Here is a 13,032-nt window from a genome sequence, read left to right as displayed (position 1 = left end):
GAAAAGAGATATTACTGATCCGGGGTTATTAGCAGAAAAACTCCGGATCTTTTTATGTTGTTGTGTGTGGCAGTGAGAAAGAAGGAGGAAAAATCCATGGCAGATGATGTATTTGAAAGCTTTAAAAAAGAGTTGGGGAAAGTGCCTGATTCTGTGCTTCCAATGGGACAGATGATGAGATATATGGCCGAGGGCTATAACGAATCCAGAGAACGGAAGAGGCTTTTTGCATCACAGTCTCTTTTTGTGCCGGAGGAATTAGATAAGCAGCAGAGTCAGTCCAGGTCCAGGTTAAGCAGGTTAAGTCCAGACCTTGCTATGGATTCCGCTATGCGTGAGCGTGCCTCAAAAACCGGGATGTGGGCAATCTCCGAAGAAGATTTAGAGAGAGAGAATAATTTCAGGGAAAAAGAAAAGTGCTACGACGAGAAGGAATCAGATCAGGAGAAGGCTGCAATACAGAGGAATGAGCAGTTTTCTGGTGTTGATACAGCTGATCTTATGGATGAGGCAGAGGATTTAAAACAAATGCTCTCTGAAGCCATCGATATGACTGATAGCTATGCCCTGGGAGAGCGCGAGTATCAAAGGCAATATCTGGCAGTCATCGAGGATCTTATTAAGACCAGAGCTTCCAAGGGAAAGATATTTGGAAATTATAAGAGTCATATTGCCCTGGCAGAGGAGAAGTATCTTTTCTATAAACGTGAAAGTGTGCGGATCATAGGCCGTGAGCAGGCCAAGATCATCATGAACTCTGCTGAATTCAAGACAGAGGTTAAAAAGGATGAAGGCAAAACTCCGCAATTGGACGGTATTGGCGGACTTTATGATAAGGACTCGTTTAAAGATGTTGAATGTCAACCTGCGGATAAGAAAACAGTGCTTAGGGCTATGACCGAATACAATCTTTGCATGGAAAAAGGTGAGTATCTGCGCAGGCATATTGCGGCTTTGAAGGCTGTGGAGAAAGCAGAGGTCGACAGAAGAAACGCGCCGATCATGCAGCTGAATAAAAGTGAAAAAGAGGGCTTTTTGGTCCAAAAGCAAAAGTCTTCAGCTAGCCTATATACTTATATCCAGTCTCTGGAGAATGAACTTAGTGCGTGGACGTTTCAGGCTAAAGCGTGCTATTTGTGTATTAATTTTTTGAGGCATAGGACCCTCGAAAAGGGAGAAAAAAATGATAAGACTATTACATATGCTCCATTCATAAAAGAACACTTTGGCGTGGATGTATTGGAGGAACACTGGTATAACCCTGGAGAAAGACTTCGTGATAGCAACATGTGTAGTGCCATGGGATTCCAGACCGGAGCAATGGACATTGCATCAGGAATCACTGATAAGAAAAGGAAAAAGGGAGCGCTGGACCTCTTTGACAAACAATGGAAGGATTGGGAGGAAAGTGATCTCGCTACTGGTTATGAGAAACAGGGCTACTACGAAGAGTCAGCGGTTTTAGCAAATTCTTATGAAGTCATCCTGGCCTTGTATAAGAAGGAAAATGCAAAGAGTCCAGCGGCAAAAAGAAAGCTTTCAACTATATGTAGAGACATGATGATGCTGACACAGCCCCTTCCTACTATAGAAAAAGTGTATGATGAACAAACAAGATTCATGTATGATTCTTTGCGCTTCGTTGGAACGAGAGATCAGGATGGGAAGTTTGTTTCAGACTCACAACAGAAAACACCCGATCAGATAGCAGATGAAATTAGGGCACATGTGCACAATATGGCTATTATCGGCGACAAGAATGCTGATGCAGAGGCTTCGAAGGAGGCTATAGTTAGTATGCTTCCAATGGTAAAAGAGGCTTTCGATGATATTGATGCCTTTATGAATATTGGAGCTACAAGAAACATATTTACTGCCAAGAATCATTACCAGGTATTTGACAACACAGCAGGAATGCCTACCTTTGAAGGGAAGGCAAGACAGCTTCGAAATCTTATAAGCACAATGCTTAAAAGAAAAGAAGTATTGGACACAGTTGCAAAGGAAACAGGTGAAGAGAATCTTCGACAGAATCTCATCCGTAAGTGGATGTACCTTAACAGAGCCCTTAGTTTCGTGGATTACAGAAAACAGCTTATGGATAAGGGATATAATTCCACCATGGAAGAGTGGTCCAAGGATACTACTTTTGTGGAGGGCTTCTTTGAGAAAAATGAGTATCCACCATTAGTGAGCGTTCAGGATACAAGTATATTTGTGACTAAGGCCAAAGCTGGTCAGGGTGGCGCGCCTTTGGATGACAAGGGCCAAAAGGAAGAGCCTGCAAAAGAAAAAGTAGAAGAAGACGATGAAGAAAAAGCCGTGGTAAAAAAATCTCAGGAGGAAAAGCCTCAGGGAGACGCGGGAGATGCGGAAGGAGAGGAAGAAGAGAAACCAAAGGAACAGAAGGTTGACATTTTAGATATACCGGTCGAAGGTGAGGAAGAGTCCTGGACAGAGGATGAAAAGAAAACCTGGCGAAGATGGATGGCTCCCATCAATCAGGCGCGCCAGGAGGCTACAAGGAAATATATCAGTAAGGAAGCAGCACTTGAGGGACTTTCTAAAATGGAAAGAAAGTACGTCAGGATGGATTATTATGAGTCAAGAAGATTCAGTACCCCGGAAGAGCGCAGAGAAGTAATTGAAAAGGATCTTTTAAAAGGAACGGCTCATTCTGCGTATGTAAGCCAGCTGACAGCCATTAATCACGAGCTTTTCCAGGTTCAGAGACAGCTCCGTGAACATCCCTCTAAAACTCTTAGAGATCGTCATAAGGAACTTATGGACCAGCAGGATTCCATAGTACAGATTTTGAATATAATCTCTGATACTGTTACTGAGACTGCAGATAAGATCCTTCAATGCTTAACGCCTGAGACAGGAAGCACAGAGGATGTTGAAAGAACCCTCCAGACCCTGGCTCAGAAGATCAATGCACCTCTAGCGGATCATTCCATGGATGAAATCTTAAGGAGTGATTATCTGACTAAGTTACAGAATGTCATGAGGATGGTGGTAAATCCACAGGGCCCTAGTCCGGTAAGCGATGTAGAGACGAAGCTGGATGAAATGCTTGATGCTATAAGCGCTCAGTTCAAGCAGGCGGCACTTGCGTTTATAAATCAGGCAATCCATGATTTAAGAGAAACGGCTCCATATCTGAATAAATGGGAGGGGGAACCCTTGCTGAAAGCAATGGATGCATTGGATAAAAGGCTTGCAGATCCTAAATTGGAAGAGGAAAGAATTGCAGCAATGGTGGCCGAACTTAAGTCAATGCTGACGAAGAATAATCTTAGAATAGAGGTGCCTTCTATAGTTGAAGTGAGGAACCTTACTAAAGGCGCTCATAATTATTTGCAGGATCTCAAGGCAGATGCTCATAAGAAAAAGAAAGTTAGTTTTTCAGATGAAGTTGAGCTGGTAGAAGGTGATATAGGACAAGAGTTTAAGACAAGGAAAGCTCTCGCTAAGGAGATGGATGCAGTTACAAGAAGTGCCAAGGAACAGCATGATATAAGGGAAAATGAGGTTGATCCTGAGATCCTGGCTGTAATAAAACGTCAAAGATCTCATCTCGTCACTGCAGTATCATTTATAGACAAAGAGCGAAAGGACTATCAGAAAAAAATAGCAGATAAGACTACGGAGCCAATCAAAAACATTCGCGGAGCAGATGCTTTGGATGATGATAAGCAGCTTATTGCAGATTTTGTCAGCATGGATATACCTATGGAAGACACTAAGAATCCGAATCACGTGATGTTTGCTGATGACGCTTCCAGGGATATGGTTTTGGGGTATTACTCAAATATTTTACAGTCTGTGAAAAAAGCTGATACTGATCCTGCGGAAGGCAAGAGGGGCCTTGACATGCTGCTTCCAGTCATCAGCAGAACCTATGACCAGCTAAAATCATATACTGGAAAAGAACCAGGAAGTAAGATCTTGGCATCAAGGAAAAATGCTAATTTCTGGAGACTTCCTACGGACCCGCAGGAGCCGGATAATTATGCCGACGACATTGATGGAATGGCAATTCTCAGAATAAAGGCAGAGCAGCTTAGGAAGGTAACGACTCTTGCTATAGTTACTATGACCAAACTTTCTCCTACATATAAAGAATACGAAGAAAGAAAGGCTGCACTTATGTCAGATCTTAAAAAAATAGATGGCCTTATCGATTTCTTAAATTGGAGAGAAGGTATTATGAGAGAACTCCTTAAAATAATACCGGATAAGACTGGAAAAGTGGAAACAGTAACAAAAATGCAATATTCATGGGATGTCATGCATAATCCTGAGAACTGGTATCGTGAAAAGCCTGCAAGTCTGTAAGTTTGAGAATGCTAAATGGCAGTTGTTTGATGATTTAGGGAGAAACGTATATGTATAGAGACTACTCTTTTTCAGAAAAAGATATTGATCTGTTTAAGGCTCTGATACCTGATTGTTACATGGCTCCGCTTAAGGAGGGAAAGCTTTCCGGAATAGTGGTGATGGATGACAATCTTGGGGAATCAGATGTGGTGGGAATTGTATTGTATCGCGAGACATTGGGATATATTGAGATAGTCTGGGCAGCCACCACAAAGGAATATGAGCTGGAGGATTATGGAGCTGACATGGTCCGCAGGATAGTAAACAAGGCCAGGGTACATGGCGGATATGCGGGAGTGTACGGCGTGTTCCGCAAGGGCTCTCCCATGGAAAGCTATTTTCCTCAGGAGGAGTTTGTTCTGTCAGAGGAAACCGGAGGAGTATACAGGTTTTCTTTGAAGGATGTGGACAAGGTTGCGGAAGAGGATGACAACAAGAGGGTTCATAACTGTGTTCCATTATCTAAAGCTGATGGTACGCTTAAGAATAAAGTGATTGAAAATGCCATTGAGGCCCACGAGGCGATTCCGATTGCGCACCCCGTAAGATGGGATAAGTATGACCAGGAGCTTAGCTTTATATACCAGATAGGTGATGATGCTGAAGGCGTCATCCTGGTAGAACATGATGATGATGAGCTTGTGATAAGTCTTTTGTATTCAAGAGACCCTGTTGCTACAATAGTTCTTTTGAAACACTCCTTCCATGTGGCGCTGGGGAAGTATGGCGAGGATTGCAAGATTGCCTGCCCCATTGTGACTAAGAATTCAGAGAGGCTTGTGAAGAAGCTGGTACATGATCCGCCCCACACTCAGCTTATAAGAGCAACGGCTGATCTGCCCATTGGAACTGGGACTATGATTGATTATGTGCATTACACCAATCATAGAAAAGAGCATGGATAATAATTCTTTTGAAAAATGTGCGATTTTTTGTTAAAAAGTGTTGCACGTTGATTTCGTTTGTGTTATATTATAAGTCGGTCTTTTTGTGAAAAGGGCATAGTATGCCCTTTTTCAGGCATTTATCCATGCGTAAGAAAGGAGTAACAATGAAAGTTAGGTCTTCTGTTAAGCCTATGTGCGAAAAGTGCAAGGTTATCAAGAGAAAGGGCGTTATCAGAGTTATCTGTGACAACCCTAAGCACAAACAGAGACAGGGTTAATTCGAGCTATTCGGATTACTTTTTGATACCAATATAGGTTTCGCGTCGAAAGATGCGACATGCTGATCTATAACGTATTGGAAAGATCGGACCCGTTTCTGTCCGGTTGGGCATTGAAATAAGCCCCAATCAAATAAGTAACTGCTGCTATAAGTGCAGCACACAATTATTATTTTTTATGATTTATATGGAGGAATTAGAATGGCTCGTATTGCAGGTGTAGATTTACCTAGAGATAAGAGAGTCGAGATCGGTTTGACATACATCTACGGTATCGGTAGAACAAGCTCAAACAAGATTCTTGAAGAAGCAAAAGTAAATCCGGACACACGTGTTCGTGATCTTACAGACGAAGAAGTAAAGAGAATTGCCGAGATCATCGGTAATGACTACGAAGTAGAGGGTGACCTTAGAAGAGAAGTTGCCATGAACATCAAGAGACTCACAGAGATCGGATGTTACAGAGGTATCCGTCACAGGAGAGGACTTCCTTGCCGTGGTCAGAGAACTAAGACAAATGCAAGAACAAGAAAAGGACCAAAGAGAACAATCGCTAACAAGAAGAAATAATTTTTCTAAAAGCGCTTGAATATGAACTAAGGCATGGCTGGTTCATAATAGTAACAAACAAACAGATTTATAGGAAGAAAGTAGGTTAGTTTAAAATGGCAAATCAGAAATCATCAGCAGCAAAGAAATCAGCTGCTAAGAAACGTGTCAAGAAAAACGTTGAACACGGACAGGCACACATCCAGTCATCTTTCAATAACACAATCGTTACATTGACAGATGCTGCAGGAAACGCTCTTAGCTGGGCAAGTGCCGGTGGTCTGGGCTTTAAGGGTTCAAGGAAATCTACTCCTTATGCTGCACAGGTAGCTGCAGAGACAGCAACTAAGGCTGCACTTATTCATGGCCTTAAGACTGTTGATGTATTCGTAAAGGGACCAGGATCAGGAAGAGAAGCTGCAATCAGAGCTCTTGCTGCAAGCGGTCTTACAGTTACATCTATCACAGACGTAACACCTGTACCTCATAATGGATGCAGACCACCTAAGCGTCGTAGGGTATAATCATAACCCTGTTGCAGCGATATATTTTTTGCAAAAAAATAACTCGTTGGACGAAGGTGCAAACAGCATTGTAAACAACATCAGATGAAGAAATCATCTGAGTAAAAGAAAGGAGCCAAAAAATGGCAGTAAACAGAGTTCCCGTTTTAAAAAGATGCAGATCTCTTGATCTTGATCCAACATTCCTTGGATATGACAAGAAGTCTAAGAGAACATCAGCAAGAGCTGGTAAGAAGATGAGTGAGTACGGACTTCAGCTTCGTGAGAAGCAGAAGGCTAAGTTCATCTATGGTGTACTTGAGAAGCCTTTCAGAAACTACTATGACAGGGCTGATAGAATGAAGGGTCAGACAGGTTCAAACCTTATGACAATTCTTGAGACAAGACTTGACAACGTAGTATTCAGAATGGGATTCGCTAGAACAAGAAGAGAGGCTAGACAGGTTGTTCTTCATAAGTTCATCACTGTAAATGGCAAGGTAATCAACATCCCTTCATACCTCATCAAGGCTGGTGACGTTATCGAAGTTAAGGAATCTGCAAAGAATATCCAGAGATTCAAGGATATCGCAGAGATTACAGCAGGCAGACTCGTTCCTGAGTGGCTTGATGTTAACAAGGAGAACCTCCAGGGTACAATCAAGGAGCTTCCTTCAAGAGAGGTTATCGACGTTCCAGTAGACGAAATGCTTATCGTCGAGTTGTATTCTAAGTGATTATAGGATTCAAAGTCATAAATCGTTGCACTTGTGCATATCGATTTATGACCTTGAAGATGAAACATATATGAGGAAGTAGCACGATAGTGCGGATTCCGAATGTATGTGAATTGCGAAGCGATTCATAATCAAATTTATATAGAAACTTGTTGACTAACCACATAAGGAGGGTATATCAGTGTTTGATTTTGAAAGACCAAATATTGAAGTTGCTGAAATCTCAGATGATAAGAAATATGGTAAATTCGTAGTTGAGCCTCTTGAGAGAGGTTACGGTATTACACTGGGCAATTCCCTTCGTAGGATTATGCTCTCATCATTACCTGGAGCAGCAGTAAGTCAGGTCAAAATCGAAGGCGTACTTCATGAGTTCAGTTCTATTCCTGGAGTAAAGGAAGATGTAACTGAGATCATCATGAATATCAAGAACCTTTCAATCAGAAATTCTTCTGATACAAACGAGCCTAAGACAGCTTATATCGAGTTCAATGGCGAGGGTGTTGTAAAGGCATCTGATATTCAGGTTGACCAGGATATTGAGATCATGAATCCTGATCAGGTTATCGCTACTCTTTCCGGAAAGGATGCTAAGCTCTACATGGAGCTCACCATCACAAAGGGAAGAGGTTATGTAAGCTCTGACAAGAACAAATCTGGTGATCTTCCTATCGGTGTGATCGCTATTGATTCTATCTACACTCCAGTAGAGAGAGTAAATGTAACTGTAGAGAATACTCGTGTAGGTCAGGTAACAGACTTTGATAAGCTGACACTTGACGTTCACACAGATGGAACACTTGGTCCTGATGAGGCTGTAAGCCTTGCAGCTAAGGTTCTTTCTGAGCACCTGAGCCTGTTCATTGATCTTTCTGAGAATGCTAAGACCGCTGAGGTTATGGTAGAGAAGGAAGATGATGAGAAGGGCAAGGTTCTCGAGATGTCAATTGATGAACTTGAACTTTCAGTTCGTTCATTCAACTGCCTTAAGAGAGCAGGTATCAATACCGTTCAGGAGCTTGCAAACAAGACTTCTGACGATATGATGAAGGTTCGTAATCTTGGACGTAAGTCCCTTGAGGAGGTTCTTGCAAAGCTTGACGAGCTTGGACTTTCCCTTAGACAGGATGGCGAATAATCAATTAACATGAATATCCGCCGAAGGTAAAACCGATGAGTACTGAGGCGGATTCTCATAATATTTATCAACTGCATTTGAAGAGTAAGTCCGACGCGCATCTTCTTATGTCAAACCGCAGGGGAATCCTGCAGATGAGAAAGGAAGTAATTTAAAATGGCAATGTACAGAAAGCTTGGAAAAGCAACAAAACCTAGGAGAGCACTTCTTCGTAACCAGGTAACAGCACTTCTTTACAATGGTAAGATCATTACTACAGAGGCAAGAGCTAAGGAAATCAAGAAGATCGTAGAGCCTATGATCACTCTTGCAGCTAAGGAGAAGGACAACTTCGAGACAGTTACTGTTGAGGCTAAGGTTCCTGAGAAGGACAAAGATGGCAAGAGAGTAAAAGAAGTTGTAGATGGCAAGAAGGTTACAAAGTATACAACTGTTAAGAAGGAGATCAAGAAGGACCTTCCTTCAAGAATGCACGCAAGAAGACAGCTTCTTAAGACTCTTTACCCTGTAACTGAGGTTCCTACAGAGAACGCAGGAAGAAAGAGAAACACAAAGGAAGTTGACCTTGTAGCAAAGCTTTTCGATGAGTACGGACCTAAGTACGCAGATCGTAAGGGCGGTTACACAAGAATCGTCAAGATCGGTCAGAGAAAAGGCGATGCAGCTATGATGGTTGTACTTGAGCTCGTTTGATGCGCACTATAAAAGGGATATGGCATGGGCCATATCCCTTTTATGCGCTTCAATCCGCCAAGCGCTCCACTCGGAATTTTAAAGAGCCAAAATTCCTCGTTGTACGGCTGTCGCCGTATCCGAGAATAAAATATTCAATGCTTATGTGAGCAAGCTCCCAACACATTGCCTATTATATTCTCGCGCATGGCTTGTAGCTAACGCTCAAAGTGTTGATAGTCTTTAACCGAATTCCAATTGCCGCCCCACTTAAAGCCGTGCTCCTTAAAGAGCTTGTAGGCCAGATCATTTTCATCTATCTTATAAGGGAACTGGGCTGTTCTGTCGGCGTAGGCCTCGCTTCCCTCAGGGGATATGTTAACAGAGCCATCTTTGTTGTAAGTGATGTAAGGGTTGTAGAAAGGATTGATATCTATTGCCCTGCCTAATGCATGGTTGGAAAGCCTTGTGGTTCCTTCAACAACTCTATAGTTAAAACATGAAGTGTTATTTGCCAGCATTGAGGCTGTGTCATCTCCTCCAAATTCGTCCACCAGCTTGACGCTTTCAAGCTGATATTCATTGATATACAGCTCGTAGAAGACCTCTACCATATCCTGGGCCAGATCTTTATTGCAGATAAGTTCGCCGTTCTGGGTGTTTCCATTAAAATCCACATATAAAAGACCAACATAGCGAAGTTCATCAATAGGGACAGTGCAGTCAACCGGATATGAAATGCCGGAGATTCGGCTGAAAATCTCATTTGAGATGGGCTCATAATAGAAGCCCTCTTTATAGGTCACGCGGTCAGGGGAGATGTCGTTACCTGCGCTCTCACTTTGAGCTGAGGAGCCGGCGCTTGCGACTGAAGCTGCACTTGCTGAATCGCTTGATGATGAAGTGGTTTCTGAGGAACTTGCAGCGGTTCCTGTCCCAGATGCAGTACTGAAAGAATCGTCTGTTTTGGCTGATGTTTCTTTTTCTGAGGTTGAACTGGTATCCTGAGAGCCGCTTGTTACTGCATCAGAGATATTTGAAGTTACATCTGTGGCTGATTCTCTTTCTATAACTTGGGAACTGGCAACCCCAGCTTTTTCCGGATTCTTAATGGCATAATCTGTCAAAGTCTCTCCTCCACCTAAATATCTTGCGCCGGCAGCTGCTATGATGATCACGCCTGCCAGCAGTGCTAAGTCCTTAAGTAGTTTTTTGTTCATGATGCGTCTCCGATATATCAAAAAATCGATGACCAGTAATGCTGACCAACATCTAAATTCTACCACATTTTAGAGACCTGCACAGTTGTAATATTGCCCTGGATTTAGTAAAATAGGCAAGTGCCGGAATGCATTTGAAACAGGCATTTTTGGAGAAATATATGAAGAAGATGATTCGTACAGATAAACTTGTATTTGAATATATAAGGCGCGACGAAGAGGGCAATGTTGAGGGCATAACCAGAGCTGTTGACAACGTGAACCTCAACGTGGAGCCGGGGCAGTTTATTGCTATTTTGGGTCATAACGGCTCTGGAAAGTCCACTCTTGCCAAGCACTTCAATGCACTTCTTTATCCTACTGAGGGAGAAGTTTATGTGGATGGAATGCTCACTGAGGATGACGAGCATCTCTGGGATGTTAGACAGGAAGCCGGAATGATCTTCCAGAACCCTGACAACCAGATCATTGGCCAGGTTGTTGAAGAGGACGTAGGCTTTGGCCCTGAGAATATGGGGGTTCCCACTGAAGAGATCTGGGAGAGAGTAGATGAAAGCCTTAAGGCTGTCAGAATGGACCAGTTCAGAAAGTCATCTCCTAATCACCTGTCAGGCGGACAGAAGCAGAGGGTATCCATAGCCGGAGTAATCGCTATGCACCCCAAATGCATCATTATGGACGAGCCTACAGCCATGCTTGACCCCAATGGCCGCAGAGAGGTAATAAGAGCTGCCAGAGCCCTTAATCAGGTTGAGAACATCACTATAATCCTTATCACCCACTACATGGAAGAGGTGGTGGATGCTGATAAAGTCTTTGTTATGGATAAGGGAAAGGTTGTTATGGAGGGAACTCCAAGGGAGATCTTTGCCCAGGTGGATAAGCTCAAAGAGCTTAAGCTGGGGGTTCCTCAGGTGACACTTCTTGCCCATGAGCTTAGGAAAAGCGGACTTCCAATTCCTGAGCCCATACTTACGAGAAAAGAGCTGGTGGAGGCTCTGAAAGCATGTCGATAATCATTAATCATTTGAATTACATATACGATGAAGACACGGCCATGGCACATCCGGCCCTTATCGATGTAAACCTTAAGATTCCTGATGGTCAGTTTATCGGCCTTATCGGACATACAGGTTCAGGTAAGTCAACGCTGATACAGCATATGAACGGTCTGATAAAACCCAGCAGCGGAAATGTCTTTTTTGATAATGAGGACATAAACGAGCAGGGCTACGATAAGAAGAAGCTCAGATCCAACGTGGGACTGGTTTTCCAGTACCCGGAGCATCAGCTCTTTGAGACAGATTGCTTTAAGGATGTATGCTTTGGGCCAAAGAACCTTGGACTTCCCCAGAAGGAAGTGGAGCTTAGAGCTTTTGAAGCTCTGGAGCAGGTTGGATTTGATGCCACCTACTTTTATCAGTCACCCTTTGACCTTTCGGGAGGGCAAAAGAGACGTGTTGCCATAGCAGGCGTTCTTGCCATGAAGCCCCGGGTGTTGATCCTGGACGAGCCCACAGCAGGTCTTGATCCGAAGGGAAGAGAGGATATCCTTAATCTGATATCTGATCTTCATAAAAAGATGAACATCACCATAATCCTGGTAAGCCACAGCATGGAAGACGTGGCGGATTATGTTGAGAGGATAATTGTAATGAACAAGGGGCGCGTAGCTTTTGATGCGGAGCCTCGAGATGTCTTTTCCCATGTAAAAGAGCTTGAGGAGATAGGACTTGCTGCTCCCCAGGTGACATATTGCATGCAGGAACTGCGTGAAGCAGGCTTTGATGTGGACACAGGCATTACCACATTGGAGGAAGCAAAAAAAGAGATACTGAAGGCGTTTGGTAAATGCTAAGAGATATTACACTGGGACAATATTATAGGACAGAGTCAGTGATCCATCGTCTTGACCCGAGGGTTAAGATCGTGGGGACCTTCTCCTTTATTATTTCCCTGTTTTTGGTGAATAACTTCATAGGATACGCTATTGCAGGGCTTTTCCTTGTTATCTGCATAAAGCTGTCTAATGTGCCTCCAAAATTCATTTTCAGGGGCATGAAGGCAATCTTTTTCCTGCTCCTTATAACTATGGTGTTCAATCTGTTTTTGACGCCGGGAGAGGCTATATTTAGCTTTTGGAAGTTTCAGATAACTAAGGAAGGAATCAAGCTGGCTGCGATGATGGGAATCAGGCTGGTGTTCCTTATTACAGGCTCCTCTCTGATGACCTTGACTACCACTCCCAACAACCTGACTGACGGACTGGAGAACCTTCTGAACCCTCTTAAGAAGATAAGGGTTCCGGTTCACGAGATATCAATGATGATGTCCATTGCCCTGAGGTTTATACCTATCCTCATGGAAGAGACGGACAAGATCATGAAGGCCCAGATGGCCAGGGGAGCGGATTTCGAGAGTGGTTCTCTTATACAAAGGGCAAAGAGTCTTATACCTCTTTTAGTGCCACTGTTTATTTCAGCCTTCAGAAGGGCCAACGATCTGGCCATGGCTATGGAGGCCAGATGCTACCGCGGAGGCGAGGGCAGGACCAAGATGAAGCCCCTTATCTACAAGAAAAGGGATGCTATCGGATATCTGGTCATTGTGCTGTTTGTGGCTCTGGTTATAGTGTTTGGAAGAATTCTGTTCAGGTAATATGGGA

Annotated in this window: 12 protein-coding genes; 11 read left to right on the top strand and 1 reads right to left on the bottom strand. The window is 43.3% G+C overall.

Going from position 1 to position 13,032, the window contains the following annotated elements; translation table 11 throughout:
• Positions 1-96: 96 nt before the first annotated feature.
• From BO18_RS04170 to BO18_RS04135, 8 genes are all read left to right on the top strand, one after another.
• Positions 97-4,341, top strand: a complete 4,245-nt coding sequence (locus BO18_RS04170; RefSeq protein ID WP_034443849.1) for a hypothetical protein — start codon at positions 97-99, stop codon at positions 4,339-4,341.
• A gap of 50 nt (positions 4,342-4,391) precedes the next feature.
• Positions 4,392-5,288 carry a hypothetical protein gene (locus tag BO18_RS04165; RefSeq protein ID WP_034443847.1) on the top strand — a complete coding sequence of 299 codons (897 nt, stop codon included), beginning with the start codon at positions 4,392-4,394 and terminating at the stop codon, positions 5,286-5,288.
• A 146-nt stretch (positions 5,289-5,434) separates the two neighbouring features.
• Positions 5,435-5,548: a 50S ribosomal protein L36 gene (gene rpmJ / locus BO18_RS04160; protein WP_013280022.1), complete on the top strand. Its 114-nt coding sequence runs from the start codon at positions 5,435-5,437 to the stop codon at positions 5,546-5,548.
• A 201-nt stretch (positions 5,549-5,749) separates the two neighbouring features.
• On the top strand, positions 5,750-6,118 hold the full coding sequence (rpsM, locus tag BO18_RS04155) for a 30S ribosomal protein S13 (protein WP_034443844.1): 369 nt from the start codon (positions 5,750-5,752) through the stop codon (positions 6,116-6,118).
• A 95-nt stretch (positions 6,119-6,213) separates the two neighbouring features.
• The gene (gene rpsK / locus BO18_RS04150; RefSeq protein WP_022764376.1) at positions 6,214-6,621 is read left to right on the top strand and encodes a 30S ribosomal protein S11; all 408 of its coding nucleotides are present in this window, start codon (positions 6,214-6,216) and stop codon (positions 6,619-6,621) included.
• Positions 6,622-6,743: 122 nt separating this feature from the next.
• Positions 6,744-7,337, top strand: coding sequence for a 30S ribosomal protein S4 (rpsD, locus tag BO18_RS04145; protein WP_034443840.1), 594 nt, complete (start codon positions 6,744-6,746; stop codon positions 7,335-7,337).
• Between the two features lie 181 nt (positions 7,338-7,518).
• On the top strand, positions 7,519-8,475 hold the full coding sequence (locus tag BO18_RS04140; RefSeq protein WP_034443837.1) for a DNA-directed RNA polymerase subunit alpha: 957 nt from the start codon (positions 7,519-7,521) through the stop codon (positions 8,473-8,475).
• 156 nt (positions 8,476-8,631) lie between these two features.
• Positions 8,632-9,168: a bL17 family ribosomal protein gene (locus BO18_RS04135; protein ID WP_034443834.1), complete on the top strand. Its 537-nt coding sequence runs from the start codon at positions 8,632-8,634 to the stop codon at positions 9,166-9,168.
• A gap of 197 nt (positions 9,169-9,365) precedes the next feature.
• Here the strand turns inward: BO18_RS04135 and BO18_RS04130 are convergent, their stop codons facing one another.
• The gene (locus BO18_RS04130; protein WP_034443832.1) at positions 9,366-10,367 is read right to left on the bottom strand and encodes a M15 family metallopeptidase; all 1,002 of its coding nucleotides are present in this window, start codon (positions 10,365-10,367) and stop codon (positions 9,366-9,368) included.
• 170 nt (positions 10,368-10,537) lie between these two features.
• On the opposite strand from BO18_RS04130, the gene BO18_RS04125 reads away from it, so the two are divergent.
• Genes BO18_RS04125 through BO18_RS04115 form a run of 3 tightly spaced genes read left to right on the top strand, consistent with a single transcriptional unit; the run spans position 10,538 to position 13,025 of the window.
• Positions 10,538-11,383, top strand: a complete 846-nt coding sequence (locus BO18_RS04125) for an energy-coupling factor transporter ATPase (protein WP_442856565.1) — start codon at positions 10,538-10,540, stop codon at positions 11,381-11,383.
• A complete protein-coding gene (locus BO18_RS04120) occupies positions 11,374-12,225 on the top strand; it encodes an energy-coupling factor transporter ATPase (RefSeq protein WP_034443826.1) in 852 nt (283 codons plus the stop codon). Before BO18_RS04125 ends, BO18_RS04120 begins: the two co-directional genes overlap by 10 nt.
• Positions 12,219-13,025 (top strand): energy-coupling factor transporter transmembrane component T family protein, encoded by an 807-nt coding sequence (locus BO18_RS04115; protein WP_034443823.1) that lies wholly within the window; start codon positions 12,219-12,221, stop codon positions 13,023-13,025. The genes BO18_RS04120 and BO18_RS04115 overlap by 7 nt, the downstream gene beginning before the upstream one ends.
• The last annotated feature ends 7 nt before the right edge of the window (positions 13,026-13,032 follow it).

The sequence above is a fragment of the Butyrivibrio sp. AE2032 genome, from assembly GCF_000702965.1.
The sequence above is the reverse complement of the archived record's forward strand: the minus strand, read 5'-3'. Positions and strand labels throughout refer to the sequence as shown.